Origin of the sequence: Pseudoduganella rivuli (genome assembly GCF_009674485.1) — a bacterium.
GTDB lineage: Bacteria > Pseudomonadota > Gammaproteobacteria > Burkholderiales > Burkholderiaceae_D > Rugamonas > Rugamonas rivuli_B.
In genome coordinates, this window is record NZ_WKJJ01000005.1 from 146,633 (window position 1) to 160,155 (window position 13,523).

Below are 13,523 nucleotides of genomic sequence, written 5' to 3' on the forward strand. Positions count from 1 at the left end.
CTGCCGGGTTTTTTTTCAGGGAGCGTGTGATGAGATTCGCCAACATGAAGTTCAATCAATTCAAGATCGGTATCCGGCTTACCCTTGGCTTTGGCCTGTCGATAGTCGTGATGGCCATGGTGATCCTGTACGGCGCCATTTGCCTGGGCAGCGTCAAGCAGCGTATCGACGTGCTGGCCAATGAGCGTTATCCGCAAACGGCGCTGGCCAACAGTGTGAAGTCCGATTTATCCGACACGGTGCAAGGCATGCGCGATATGTTGCTGGTCGCCGACGCGGAAGAAGCCAGGAGCCGGGCTGAAGATATCGACCAGGGGATGGAGTATGCCGGCAAGAGCCTGGCCGAGATGAGTCAAAAGCCCCTGTTGTCGTCCAGGGATGAAGAACTGAGGAAAAGTGTGGCTGCCGCTTATGATGATTTTAAGGCGGAACTGGACGCTTTCAAGAAATTGGCGCTGGCCGGTGAGCGCGACATGGCACGCGATGCCCTGTACACGCGTGTGCAAACGGCGCAACTGGCGTTATTTCAGGCGTTGAACAATGTGATCGGGTTCCACGGCGACGCCATGGCGGCCAGCAGCCAGGCCGCCATCGCCGATGCCGTGCGCGCGGTGGCCGTGATGGTGGCGTTGGCTGCCGGAGCCTGCGCGCTGGCGGTGGTGATTGGCGTGCTGGTCACGCGCAGTATCGTCCGTCCCATGGGACAGGCGGTGGTGCTGGCGTCGCGCGTGGCACAGGGCGACTTGACAGCAACTGTTGCAACACAGGATGCCGGCAGCGACGAGACGGGTGTATTGATGCAATCGTTGCAAGTCATGAATGCAGGACTGGCGGAGATCGTCACGGAAGTGCGGCGCGGCACGGAAACCATCGGCATTGCGTCCAGGGAAATCGCCCAGGGCAATATGGACCTTGCGGCGCGCACAGAGCAGCAGGCCGCGTCGGTCGAACGCGTCACGGCAGCGATGGACGGGTTAAGCGTCACTGTCCGCCATAACGCTGACAACGCGCAGCAAGCCAGCGAGCTGGCGGTCGGTGCGTCGGCCGTGGCGCAGCAGGGCGGTGCCGTGGTGGAGCAGGTGGTGGCAACGATGCAAGCCATCGATGAATCCGCGCGCAAGATCGTCGACATCATTGCCGTGATCGATGGCATCGCATTCCAGACGAATATCCTGGCGCTGAACGCGGCGGTCGAGGCGGCACGTGCCGGTGAACAGGGCCGGGGTTTTGCCGTGGTGGCGGCGGAAGTGCGCAATCTGGCGCAGCGCAGCGCCGGCGCGGCGAAGGAAATCAAGGCGCTGATTGGCGATTCGGTCGAGCGGGTCAAAGCGGGCAACAAGCTGGCGGATGCTGCGGGCCGCACCATGGCGGACGTGGTGGCCAGTGTGGGCCGCGTGACGGCGCTGGTGGCGGACATTTCCGCTGCCAGCAGCGTGCAAAGCGACGGCATCGCGCAAGTGAGCCAGGCATTCGTGCACATCGACCACGCGACGGCGCAAAATGCCGCGCTGGTGGAGCAGGCCGCCGCCGCGGCCGAACGCATGCGCGACGAGGCGGCGGCGCTGGCGCACGCTGTGGGCATTTTCAAGCTGCAGGCGGCACCCGCTTCCGGCAGCTTGGTGATGGTGGAGGCGCCGGACATGCAGGTCGGAACACCGCCGCTGTCGTTGTCCTCCACGGAAGGCTGTTTGCGGTAGGGGAGGGCCATCAGGGGGCGACGCTGGCTTTGCTGGTAGACGCTTTGCCTGGTGCGACCTTGTTTGATCTGGGCGGATTGCAAAATGAACTGAATCTTTTTTGACATCAACCTCGACGTTGGATGGGATACCGTGCAGCTGGCGTTTCCAGACCTGTTAAGGCAACTGTCGGTTTTATGGCAGGCTGCTGGTCAGGGCGGTGGAATAATGCTTGAAAGAAGCTGTGAATCCGGTTCAGGCGGTGAATTGGGCGGTTAATTCGTAAGTCATTGATTTATAATGGGTGTAAGCGGCCTGCAAAGCCGTCTAGACGGGTTCGACTCCCGTCCTCGCCTCCAGAATATCAAGGGTTTGCTGCCATGCGAAGGCAAATCTGGTGAGGAAAGATCGCCGCTTAGTCGGCGATTTTTTTGTCTATATTTCTTTCTGTCGCGATCTATCTCCTTATGGCGCTTGCGCGCTGCTGATAAACCATCATCGTCCGCGTTCTTCGCGATGTGAAATGCCGGTATGCTTTTGCGGTGAACAAGTTGGATTGACCGTTCAATCAGTCAAGTAGGAGGAGGTTGTGATGCAGCGCGATATAGCCGTTTTCAGCATGTTAGCCGCCCCAAAACACTGTTAACCGCTCGTGCGACGGCCAAATTGCCGCCGGCAGGCCGTTGCAAGCGCATCAGGCCAGCAGCCGGTAAGGAGGCGGCGAAGCGGCAATTGTCGTTTGCCGCAGCTTGAACCAGCCGCGTCTCAATGTGTGGAGACGGTCGTCCATCGAATTTTCTTTTCCTGCGTGAAGGATCGCCACGTGGCCATAGTCATGCACATCGGACCGCGTCACGTGGATATCTGTTCATGACGATATCACCGACATTGTCCAGCGCCCGGAACCCCATGGCCTCCCGGGTCTCAATCGTTGCGGTTCCCATATGCGGTGTCATGAAGACGTTGGGCAAATCCCTGAACCGTAAATCATATTCCGGCTCTGACTTGAATACGTCCAGGCCCGCCGCACCCAGTTGGCCACTGTCCAGCGCTGCAAGCAGGTCGTCTTCGTTGACCAATGTCCCCCGGGCGGTGTTGACCAGCACTGCACCGCGCGGCAGCAGTGTCAGCATTGCTGCATCGATACAGCCGCCGCCACCGCCAGGCGCATGCAGCGACAGGATCTGGCAATGTGGCAGCATGGCGCGGACATCACTAAAGTAGGTGGCTCCTTGCTCAAACGCCGGCGCCAGCCGCCGCCGGTTGTGGTACACCACCCCGACACCAAATCCGCGTGCCCGCTTCGCCACAGCCTGGCCGATACGGCCCATGCCGATAATGCCCAACGTTTTGCCGTGGAAATCCTGGCCGAGCATATCGCCCAGTCCGAACCGCTCGCGCCACCCGCGTTCCATGATCGATGCATACTCGCGTCCGCGCCGCAGGGCGCCCAGCATCAGGAATAGCGCGAGGTCGGCCGTGGCTTCGGTCACGACGTCCGGCGTATTGCTGACATGGATGCCACAGGCGCTGGCCGCTGCGACGTCGATATGGTCGTATCCGACGCTGCAGGTAGCAATCAGTTTGACCTGCGGGGGCAGCGCGGCGATGGCCGTGGAGTCAAAGCGGATGCGGCTGGAGATTAGCACCGCCAGCGCCGAAGGCATGCGGCGTAGCGCTTCGATGGTCTCGGCGGTTGTCAATTGGCGCGCCTGCGACGTCACTGCATTGAACTGAGCAACCGCGCGGTCAGCGATAGTTGGCAACATTGGGGTGGCACACAACAAACGTGCAATCATGCGCAAGTCCTCGTCTGAATCTTAAAAAACATACGGCGTCGACCAGGCTGGCAGTGTCTCCGCGCATGCACTGCGTACCGTTGGCTGCCTGCTCCACCAGTGCTGCATTGCGTTGGGTGAGGTCGTCGAGTTGTGCAATGGCCTGGTTTACCTGCGAGATGCCCAAACTTTGTTCCCGGCTGGATTCCGCAGGTTGAACAGCGTACCCGCCGCGTCCACTTCGCCGGTGTCGATCCGGTAGGCAAGACCGGCATCGGCAATGCCATAGATGACCACGCTACTTTGCGCATAGGCGGCTGGTAAGCGGAGCATCGCTAATGCAGGGGGAACCACCATTTATTCCTATTGTCTCCGTGTCGGGGCTGCGCCCAATAGTTGTTAGTGAAAAGTGAAGCTGGATGCCTCCGCTCCCGGCGGGCGGCGGGCGGCGGGCCGGGTCAGTCAGGCTGTTGCCGGGAAATTCATGGATTGGGTGACGATGCGGGAGTCAGGCCTGCTGTGGCTGGCCGTTCATCGTCGCACCCACCAGGACGGCGGTGACGTTGACGATGCGCCGCACGGTGGCCGAGGGCGTCAATACGTGCACCGGCTTGTCCGCGCCCAGCAGCAGGGGACCGATCGCCACGTTGTTGCCCGCCGCCACCTTCAACAGGTTGTAGGCAATGTTGGCCGAATCGATGTCCGGCATGATCAACAGATTGGCCTCACCCTCCAGGTTCGAATCGGGCAGGATCTTGCGCCGCAATGCAGCGTCCAGCGCCACGTCGCCATGCATTTCCCCATCGATTTCCAGGTCCGGTGCGTGGTGGCGCAAGATGTCCAGCACCTGGCGCATCTTGCGCGCCGACGGCGCGTCGCTGCTGCCAAAGTTCGAGTGCGACAGCAAGGCCACCTTGGGAACGATGCCAAAGCTGCGCACTTGCGCTGCTGCCAGCATGGTGATTTCCGCCAGTTCCGCCGCGTCCGGATTGGCATTCACATGGGTATCCGCAATAAACAGTTGGCGCCCGGGCAGGATCAGTGCGTTCATGGCCGCGTAGACATTGCAGCCTTCTTTCTTGCCGATCACCTGGTCGATAAATTCCAGATGGCGGTGCGTGCTGCTGATCGTACCGCAGACCATGCCATCGGCCTCACCTTTGCGCACCATCATGGCGCCGATTAACGTGGTACGGCGGCGCATTTCCAGCTTGGCCATTTGTGCGCTGACGCCGTTCCTGGACATCAATTCGTGATAGGCGCTCCAATATTCGCGGTAGCGCCAGTCATGGTCCGTATCGATCACTGTATAGTCTCGGTCGTGTTCCAGCCGCAGTCCGAGCTTGGCAATACGTTGCGTAATCACGGCTGGGCGACCAACCAGGATAGGGCGGGCAATCCGTTCGTCGGCCACGATCTGCACGGCCCTTAAGACGCGCTCTTCCTCGCCTTCTGCAAACACGACGCGCTTATGCTGCGGGCTGGCATCGCGTGCTGCCTGGAATAGCGGGCGCATCATACTGCTGCTGTGATACACGAATTGCTGCAAGTGATGGGCGTAGGCTTCCAGGTCGTCAATCGGACGCGTCGCCACGCCGGACGCTTTGGCTGCTTGCGCCACTGCGGGAGCGATCGTGACGATCAGGCGCGGGTCGAATGGAGTTGGAATCAAATAGTTTGGTCCAAATGCCAGGTCGCCGGTGCCGTAAGCCGTCGCCACGATGTCGCTCTGTTCCTGGCGCGCAAGGTTGGCTATCGCGTGGACTGCGGCGATTTCCATCTCGCGGGTAATCGATGTGGCGCCCGCATCCAGTGCGCCGCGGAAGATGTACGGGAAGCACAGCACGTTGTTGACCTGGTTCGGATAATCAGCTCGCCCGGTGGCCAGGATGGCGTCGGGACGCACTGCCAGCGCCGCCTCCGGCAAAATTTCCGGTGTGGGGTTGGCCAATGCCATGATCAGGGGGCGTGGCGCCATGCGTGCCACCATCTCGGGCTTCAGGACGTTGCCCGCCGACAGCCCAAGAAAAATATCGGCGCCTTCGATCACTTCACCCAGGCTGCGGGCAGGTGTGTCGCGTGCATACCGCGCTTTCTTCGGGTCCATCAGCTCGGTCCGGCCGCGGTAGACCACGCCGGCCAGGTCGGTGACAAAGATGTTCTCCAGTCTGACACCGAGGTCGACCAGCAAATCCAGACAAGCCAGTGCGGCGGCGCCGGCGCCGGATGTGACCAGCCGGGCTTCGCCTATCGGTTTGCCCACGACATCGAGTCCGTTCATGATGGCGGCCGCCACCACGATCGCCGTTCCGTGCTGGTCATCGTGGAACACTGGAATCTTCATGCGTTCCCGGCAGGCGCTTTCGACGGTAAAGCATTCCGGCGCCTTGATGTCTTCGAGGTTGATGCCGCCAAAGGTCGGCTCCAGCGCGGCAATGATCTCGACCAGCTTGTGCGGGTCTTTTTCATTGATTTCGATGTCGAAGACATCGATCCCGGCAAACTTCTTGAACAGCACGGCTTTGCCTTCCATCACCGGCTTGGAAGCCAGGGCGCCAATGTCGCCCAGCCCCAGGACGGCAGTGCCATTGGTGATCACGCCCACCAAGTTGCCGCGCCCGGTATAACGCGCCGCGTTGAGCGGGTCGGCCACGATTTCATCGCAGGGAAAGGCTACGCCGGGCGAGTACGCCAGCGCCAGGTCGCGCTGGTTGACCATTTGTTTGGTCGGCATGGTGGCAAGCTTGCCCGGCTTCGGGAATTCGTGATAATCAAGTGCTGCCTGGCGCAGCAGGGATGCATCGGTCGTCATGATAATTGTCCTGGTGTGTTGCTCATTCATTCAACCAGCCCTGCGTAGGGCGGCGGGAAGCAACGGTGATTCGGGGGCGGTGCGGCTGGCGTCGGCGGATTGCGCCGCGCAACGCGCAACGCGACGGCGGCTTGCTGGCGGATTGGCGGCACATGTCTCGCCAATCCGCCATACGGTTGACGTGATCTAGTGATGTTTGGCCATTGCCGCCAGTGGCGCGCCTGTCACGTGTGTTGGAGCACTTTCCACATCAGATGGTTCGGGCAGCGCGGCACCGCGGTCCAGTACGGCCCGGGCTTGCGCCAAGTCGATCGATTTTTCCCAGCGTGCCACCACCACGGTGGCGACGCCGTTACCAACCAGGTTGGTCAGGGCGCGTGCTTCATTGAGGAAACGGTCCACGCCCAGCAACAGCACCAGGCCTTCCACCGGGATCTTGTGCATGGAAGCCAGAGTGGCAGCCAACGCGACGAAGCCGGCGCCGGCCACACCTGCGGATCCCTTCGACGTGAACAGCAGTACGCCGAGCAACACCAATTGATCCCACATGGTCAGGTCTATGTTCATGGCCTGGGCAATGAAGATGGCAGCCATGGTCAGGTAAATCGCGGTACCGTCTGCGTTGAAGGCATAGCCGGTGGGCAGAACCAGGCCGACCACCGGTTTCGGGATACCCATTTTTTCCAACTTGACCAGCATTTGCGGCAACACGGCTTCGGTAGACGCGGTGCCCAGTGTGACCAGCAATTCATCCTTGATGTAGCGCATGAACTTGAATAGCGACAGTCCGCATAACTTCATGGCAATACCCAGCACGAGCACGATGAAGACGGCCGAGGTCAGGTACAAGCACAGGATCAACTGGCCATACGACGCCAGGGTGCCGATGCCGTATTTGCCGACCGTGAAAGCCATGCCCCCAAACGCACCCAACGGAGCCACGTACATGGCGATCCGGACCACACCGAACATGCCCTGTAAGAACATGTCGAGCATGTCGACGAACGGTTCCACGGTTTTGCCGGCGCGGGCCAGGGCAATCGCCAGCAGCACGGAGAAGAAGATGATCGGCAGCATTTCCCCATTGGCAAACGCCCCCACCACGCTGTTGGGCACGATGTTCATGATGAAGTCGAACACGCCGCCTTGCTGTGTGGCCTTTTGCGCATAGGTCGATACGGACGAACCATCGATATGTGCCGGATCGATGTTCATGCCGCTGCCTGGCTTGAACAGGTTGACCACGATCAGGCCGATGGCCAGCGCCAGGGTTGACGCGAATTCAAAATACAGTACGGCTTTCAGGCCGACGCGTCCGGCTTCATGAACGTTGTTCATGCGCGCCACGCCCACCACGATGGAGGCGAAGATGATCGGCGCCAGCAGCATTTTGATCAGTTTGATGAACAGGTCGCCCAGGGGCTTGAGCTGGGTGCCCAGTTCGGGCATGTAATGGCCCAGTGCAATACCTAGCACAATGGCTATCAAGACCTGGACATAGAGTTTGGAAAGGGTTTTTCCGAGAAAGGTGGATCGCATGGTTGTCTCCTGGTGCGAAGTTGTCGTGCCGATTGAAATGCAGCCTCGACCACGGTTCATCCGCCGGAGCGGGAGCCATGGCCGAGTGCTGCCGACTGCGATTGCGCTGACCGCGCCGCTTGTTGAAGATGGAATATGGCGTTCGGTCAGCGCGGCTGTCAGGCCGCCAGTTTTTGCATTTCGGCGTACAAGTCCGCCTTGCCTTCGAAGCCGATGCCAGGCAGGTCCGGCATCGTGATGTAGCCGTTGTCGACCTTGACGCCATCGGGGAATCCGCCGTACGGTTGGAACAGGTCTGGGTACGATTCGTTGCCGCCCAGGCCCAGGCCTGCGGCGATGTTCAGCGACATCTGGTGGCCGCCGTGCGGGATGCAGCGGCTTGGCGACCAGCCATGTTCGCGCAGCATGTCGAGCGTGCGCAGGTACTCCACCAGACCGTACGACAGCGCGCAGTCGAATTGCAGATAATCGCGGTCAGCGCGCATGCCGCCGTAACGGATCAGGTTGCGGGCATCCTGCATCGAGAACAAGTCTTCACCGGTCGCCATCGGATTCTTGTAGTAGTTGCGCAAGGTGGCCTGCAACTCGAAGTCCAGAGGATCACCTGGTTCTTCGTACCAGAACAAATCGTACTGCGACAGCGCTTTCGCATATTGGACGGCGGTATCGAGGTCGAAGCGGCCGTTGGCGTCGACCGCCAGCTTCTGGCCATCCTGCAAGACCGACAGGATGCTGTCGATGCGGCGCAAGTCTTCGTCCAGCGACGCACCGCCAATTTTCTTCTTCACCACCGTGTAGCCGCGGTCGATGTAGCTGCGCATCTCATCCTTCAGCTTTTCATGGTCCTGGCCGGGATAGTAGTAGCCGCCTGCCGCATAGACAAAGATCTTGCGGTCCGGCTTGCCGTTGCCATAGCGGTCCGCCAGCAGCTGGAACAGGGGCTTGCCTTCGATTTTCGCCACGGCGTCCCAAATCGCCATGTCGATGGTGCCGATTGCTACCGAGCGCTCGCCATGGCCGCCAGGTTTTTCATTGGTGAACATGCAGTTCCAGATCTTGTGCGGATCCAGGTTGGTGCCGGCATCGTCGACCAGCGACGCGGGATCGGCTTCCAGGATGCGGGGAATGAAGCGCTCGCGCATCAGCTTGCCCTGGCCGTAGCGGCCGTTGGAATTAAAGCCGTAACCGATCACGGGTTTGCCGTCGCGGATCACATCGGTCACAACGGCCACCAGGCTCAGGGTCATCTTGCTGAAGTCAATGTATGCATTGCGGATCGGCGAGCTGATGGGGACGGTTTTTTCACGGATTTCTACGATCTTCACGATTAGTCTCCTTAGGGAAATCGCATGCTCAGGATGCGAATGGGTGGTGAGAAAGCCGTAGGTTAATCCCGGAAATGCGGACTATAATTTCCTCAAAGTGAATTAAGAAATGAACAAATATGAAGAATGAGTCCACCTCCGATATGCAGTTCTTTGTGCTGGTGGCGCGCCATGGCAGCCTGGCCGCGGCGGCGCGCGCGCTGGACCTGACGCCGCCCGCCGCCACCAAGCGCCTGGCGGGGCTGGAGGCGCGGCTGGGCGTACGGCTGCTGAACCGGACCACGCGCAGCGTCAGTCTGACCAGCGAGGGCGAAACTTATTTGCGCCACGCCACGCGCATCCTGGCGGAGATCAAGGAGATGGAGGATGCCGTTTCGCTGGGCCGCGCCACGCCGCGCGGGCTGTTGCGGGTCAATACCACGCTGGGTTTCGGCCGTACCACGATTGCGCCGCTGGTGTCAGCCTTTTCGCTGCGCTATCCGGACATCGAAGTGCAGATGGAAGTGACCGACCGGCCGATCGATCTGGTGGAAAGCGGCTTTGACCTTGCGATCCGCTTCGGCGCGCTGCCGGACAAGCGCCTGAACGCGCGCCGCATCATGTCGAACCGGCGATTCCTGTGCGCATCGCCGGCGTACCTGGAACGCCACGGAACGCCGCGAAGCCTGGCTGACCTGTCCCATCACCGCTGCATCATCCACCGGCAAAACGACGATGCGTATGGCATCTGGCGTTTCAACCATCTTGATCACAGCGAAGTGGTGAAGGTGCACGGCATGTTGTCCAGCAATGATGGCGACATCGTGCTCGGCTGGGCGCTCGATGGCCATGGCATCCTGATCCGGTCTGAATGGGATTTGGCCAAATACCTCGATAGTGGCAGGCTGAAGATCGTGTTGCCCGAATTTACCTTGCCCAGCGCGGATTTGTTTGTCTACTATCCGAGCCGGCGCAACCAGACCATCCGTGCGCGGGCATTCATTGATTTCCTGGTGGAGCAGTTCCAGGGCGCCCAAGGAGCGCAGGGGAGCCGCGCCAAGGGCCGCGAGCGCAAAGCCCGGGCTGGCGCGCCGCTGGATTGACCATTCAGTTTTCCCATCTTGCCTGCTGCGCGAACCACTGCGTCAGAAAGTCGATAAACGCGCCCACCTTGGCCGACAAATTGGCGCGCTCCGGGTACACGGCAAAGATGTCCGCACCCGGTAAGTCCCAGTCGTCCAATACCGGCACCAGGCGCCCGGCATCCAGGTGCGCACGCACATCCCATTCAGAGCGCATCAGGATGCCAAATCCTTCCAGCGCCCACTGCACGCCGGTCTCGCCATCGTTGGTGCTGAGCGCACCGCGCACTTTGACAGTCTCTTGCTTGCTGCCGCGCGTGAAATGCCAGGTGCCGAACACGGAATCGCTTTCCCGCAGCACGATGCATTGGTGCGTCGACAAGTCGCGCGGCGATTGCGGCGTGCCGGCCTGCCGCAGGTAAGCGGGCGCTGCGCACAGCAGCCGGTGGTTGCCTGCGATACGGCGCGCCACCAGCCGCGAGTCCGGCACGGAACCGAACCAGATGCCGATGTCATAAGCCTTGTCGGCCAGGTTGATGGCGCGGTCGGTTAGTTCCAGTTGGACTTCCACCAGCGGATAGCGCCGCGCGAAGGCGCAAATGGCGGGTGCGATATGGCGCCGCCCGAAACCAAACGTGGCATTGACGCGCAGCAGCCCCTTCGGCACGGCGCGGCTGCTGGAGACCGTCTGCTCCAGCTCTTGCAGCTCCACCAGAAGGCGCTCACCAGTGGCCAGGTAAATTTCGCCTTCATGGGTAACGCTGATGCGCCGCGTGGTGCGGTTCAGCAGGCGCACGCCAAGTCGTTTTTCCAGTTGCGCCAGGCGCGCCGTGATGGCCGGCGGGGTGACGTGCATTTCCCTGGCCAGCGCCGCCAGCGAGCCCTGCTTGACCAGATGGATAAAAAATTCCAAGTCGGCGATGCGGTCCATTATTCACTTAAACTTAATAACAGAAAAAGATATTATGCATTATATGTTGCTACGTAATGATTAAACTTTCCTCCATTGGCGATGCACGCCAACGCATTAGGCCGTCATTGGAGGAATCATGGGAAAAACGCTGTATCAAAAACTGGTCGAGTCGCACACGGTGGCGCAACTCGACGCGCAGAACGTGTTGCTGTACGTCGACCTGCATATCATGAACGAATACACCAGTCCGCAAGCCTTCGCCGGCTTGCGCGACATGGGGCGCCCGGTGGCCGTACCGGGCCAGCAGATGTCGGTGGTCGACCACATCATTCCCACGCACCCGGTCACTTTCCGCGTGATCCAGGATCCGTCATCGGCGCTGCAGGCCACCAACCTGGCGAAGAATTGCCGTGAGCACGGCATCGTGATGTTCGACACCAACGATGCGCTGCAAGGCATCGAGCACGTGATCGCCCCGGAACTGGGCATGATCCGTCCCGGCATGGTGGTGCTGTGCGGCGACAGCCATACCACGACCTATGGCGCGTTTGGCGCCTTGGGATTCGGCATCGGCACATCCGAGGTGGAACACGTGCTGGCGACGCAGACGCTGGTCTACCGGCTGGCGCAGAGCATGCGTATTCGCGTCGACGGCGTCCTGCCTGCCGGGACCACTGCCAAGGATTTGATCATGTCCATCATCAGCCGCATCGGCGCCCAGGGCGCGCGTGGCTATGCGGTGGAATTCCATGGTGATGCCATCGATGCGCTGAGTATGGAAGCGCGCATGACCTTGTGCAATATGGCGGTGGAGGCGGGCGCGCGCGGCGCGCTGATCGCGCCGGACAGCAAGGCGATCGCCTATGTGCTGTCCCATGCGCCGGAGATCGGCGCAGCGTGGCACGACGCCGCGCTGGCCGACTGGGCGCAATTGCGCAGCGATGCCGGCGCGCGCTTCGACGCTGAATACGTGTTCGATGCGGCCGATGTGGCGCCATTTGTCACCTGGGGCACCAGCCCCGACCAGGCGGTGCCGGTCAATGCGTCGATTCCGGTACCAGCCGATGATCCGGATGCGACCGCGCGCGCGGCAGCCGAGCGCGCACTGCACTACACCGGCCTGTCCGGGGGCATGCCGGTGGAAGGCATCCCGATCCAGCGGGTCTTTATTGGTTCGTGCACCAACGCCCGGATCGAAGACTTGCGGGCCGTCGCGGCCATCGCCAAGGGCCACAAGATCGCCGAGGGCGTGCGCGCCATGGTGGTGCCAGGATCGGGCCTCGTGCGCAGGCAGGCCGAGCAGGAGGGCATCGCGCAAATCCTGATGGAGAGCGGCTTCGAATGGCGCCAACCGGGGTGTTCGATGTGCCTGGCCATGAACGACGACTTCCTGGCGCCGGGCGAACGCTGCGCCTCGACCACCAACCGCAATTTCGAAGGCCGCCAGGGCCGCGCCGGCATCACGCATTTGATGAGTCCTGCTATGGCCGCCGCCGCCGCCATCACCGGCCGCATCACCGACGTACGCAAACTGGGAGCAAACCATGACTGACACGATTCACTTCGAAGGTATCGCGGCGCCGTTGCTGACGCCCAACCTGGACACGGACCAGATCATGCCGAAGCAATTCTTGCGCGGCATCGACAAGGCAGGACTCGACAAAGGCTTGCTGTACGACTTGCGCTACGATGCCGGCCACCAGCTGCGGCCCGAATTCGTGCTGAACCAGCCGGCTTATCACGACACGGCGATCCTGGTCGCCGGCAGCAATTTCGGTTGTGGTTCCAGCCGCGAGCATGCGGTGTGGGGATTGCAGCAATATGGCATCCGCGCCGTCATCGCGTCGAGCTATGGCGAGATTTTCTACAGTAACGCGATGAATAATCGCCTGTTGCTGGTGATGCTGCCGGAAGAGGTGGTACAGCAAATCATGGCCGATGTTGGCAACCCGCAGACCAGCAAGGTCACGATCGATGTGCAAACCATGACTGTGACCAGCCACAGCGTGTCGGCCCCGTTTTCCATGTCGGAACGTCACCGCCACATGTTTATGGAAGAGCTGGACCAGATTGGCGCCACCTTGGCGATGGCCAGCCAGATCACGGCATTCCGGCAGCGCCACTGGGAACAGCGTCCGTGGCTGAAAGAGGTCGCCTACGCGACCAAAGCGCGGCTGAAACGGCCCTGGTTTCTGAGAAGCCCATTTATGTGAGTCATGCCTCCACTTGCTGGATTGCAAGATGAACTGGAATCCTTGCTTGGCATCCACGTTGACCTGCTGACGCCGGCAGATTTGCCTTCGAAAGAATTTACACTTGCGCACCCGGAAGTACCGTGGCGCGGCATGCGCGGGATGCGACCGCATCGCCCACGGCTTTTTTGGCATCAACCTCGACGTTGTATGGGATACCGTGCAGT

10 protein-coding genes and 1 tRNA gene are annotated in these 13,523 nt (G+C 60.9%); 5 read left to right on the plus strand and 6 right to left on the minus strand.

What is annotated here, in order from left to right:
• Positions 1–29 precede the first annotated feature (29 nt).
• Positions 30–1,697, plus strand: a complete 1,668-nt coding sequence (locus GJ700_RS36055; protein ID WP_308700663.1) for a methyl-accepting chemotaxis protein — start codon at positions 30–32, stop codon at positions 1,695–1,697.
• A gap of 237 nt (positions 1,698–1,934) precedes the next feature.
• Positions 1,935–2,035 (plus strand) — tRNA-Ser (locus tag GJ700_RS09630).
• 474 nt (positions 2,036–2,509) lie between these two features.
• Here GJ700_RS09630 and GJ700_RS09635 read toward each other — a convergent pair.
• The 5 genes from GJ700_RS09635 to GJ700_RS09655 form a co-directional block, all read right to left on the minus strand.
• On the minus strand, positions 2,510–3,475 hold the full coding sequence (locus GJ700_RS09635; RefSeq protein ID WP_154373065.1) for a 2-hydroxyacid dehydrogenase: 966 nt from the start codon (positions 3,473–3,475) through the stop codon (positions 2,510–2,512).
• A gap of 147 nt (positions 3,476–3,622) precedes the next feature.
• A complete protein-coding gene (locus GJ700_RS09640) occupies positions 3,623–3,811 on the minus strand; it encodes a hypothetical protein (protein ID WP_154373068.1) in 189 nt (62 codons plus the stop codon).
• A 151-nt stretch (positions 3,812–3,962) separates the two neighbouring features.
• Positions 3,963–6,266, minus strand: coding sequence for an NADP-dependent malic enzyme (locus GJ700_RS09645; protein ID WP_154373070.1), 2,304 nt, complete (start codon positions 6,264–6,266; stop codon positions 3,963–3,965).
• A 186-nt stretch (positions 6,267–6,452) separates the two neighbouring features.
• Positions 6,453–7,805 (minus strand): C4-dicarboxylate transporter DctA, encoded by a 1,353-nt coding sequence (gene dctA / locus GJ700_RS09650; protein WP_154373072.1) that lies wholly within the window; start codon positions 7,803–7,805, stop codon positions 6,453–6,455.
• Between the two features lie 158 nt (positions 7,806–7,963).
• Positions 7,964–9,130, minus strand: a complete 1,167-nt coding sequence (locus GJ700_RS09655) for a mandelate racemase/muconate lactonizing enzyme family protein (RefSeq protein ID WP_371867896.1) — start codon at positions 9,128–9,130, stop codon at positions 7,964–7,966.
• A 119-nt stretch (positions 9,131–9,249) separates the two neighbouring features.
• Between GJ700_RS09655 and GJ700_RS09660 the strand changes: the two genes are divergently transcribed.
• The gene (locus tag GJ700_RS09660; RefSeq protein WP_154373074.1) at positions 9,250–10,212 is read left to right on the plus strand and encodes a LysR family transcriptional regulator; all 963 of its coding nucleotides are present in this window, start codon (positions 9,250–9,252) and stop codon (positions 10,210–10,212) included.
• A 4-nt stretch (positions 10,213–10,216) separates the two neighbouring features.
• Here GJ700_RS09660 and GJ700_RS09665 read toward each other — a convergent pair whose 3' ends face one another.
• Positions 10,217–11,122 carry a LysR family transcriptional regulator gene (locus GJ700_RS09665; RefSeq protein ID WP_154373076.1) on the minus strand — a complete coding sequence of 302 codons (906 nt, stop codon included), beginning with the start codon at positions 11,120–11,122 and terminating at the stop codon, positions 10,217–10,219.
• A gap of 118 nt (positions 11,123–11,240) precedes the next feature.
• On the opposite strand from GJ700_RS09665, the gene leuC reads away from it, so the two are divergent.
• Positions 11,241–12,656: a 3-isopropylmalate dehydratase large subunit gene (gene leuC, locus GJ700_RS09670; protein WP_154373078.1), complete on the plus strand. Its 1,416-nt coding sequence runs from the start codon at positions 11,241–11,243 to the stop codon at positions 12,654–12,656.
• Positions 12,649–13,317 carry a 3-isopropylmalate dehydratase small subunit gene (gene leuD / locus GJ700_RS09675; protein ID WP_154373080.1) on the plus strand — a complete coding sequence of 223 codons (669 nt, stop codon included), beginning with the start codon at positions 12,649–12,651 and terminating at the stop codon, positions 13,315–13,317. The genes leuC and leuD overlap by 8 nt, the downstream gene beginning before the upstream one ends.
• Positions 13,318–13,523 lie beyond the last annotated feature (206 nt).

Coding starts and splice junctions, on each gene's coding strand:
- GJ700_RS09640 (WP_154373068.1), bottom strand. CDS start 3,811: ATGGTGGTTCCCCCTGCATTAGCGATGCTCCGCTTACCAGCCGCCTAT.
- GJ700_RS09660 (WP_154373074.1), top strand. CDS start 9,250: ATGAAGAATGAGTCCACCTCCGATATGCAGTTCTTTGTGCTGGTGGCG.
- GJ700_RS09645 (WP_154373070.1), bottom strand. CDS start 6,266: ATGACGACCGATGCATCCCTGCTGCGCCAGGCAGCACTTGATTATCAC.
- leuC (WP_154373078.1), top strand. CDS start 11,241: ATGGGAAAAACGCTGTATCAAAAACTGGTCGAGTCGCACACGGTGGCG.
- leuD (WP_154373080.1), top strand. CDS start 12,649: ATGACTGACACGATTCACTTCGAAGGTATCGCGGCGCCGTTGCTGACG.
- GJ700_RS09635 (WP_154373065.1), bottom strand. CDS start 3,475: ATGATTGCACGTTTGTTGTGTGCCACCCCAATGTTGCCAACTATCGCT.
- GJ700_RS09665 (WP_154373076.1), bottom strand. CDS start 11,122: ATGGACCGCATCGCCGACTTGGAATTTTTTATCCATCTGGTCAAGCAG.
- GJ700_RS36055 (WP_308700663.1), top strand. CDS start 30: ATGAGATTCGCCAACATGAAGTTCAATCAATTCAAGATCGGTATCCGG.
- dctA (WP_154373072.1), bottom strand. CDS start 7,805: ATGCGATCCACCTTTCTCGGAAAAACCCTTTCCAAACTCTATGTCCAG.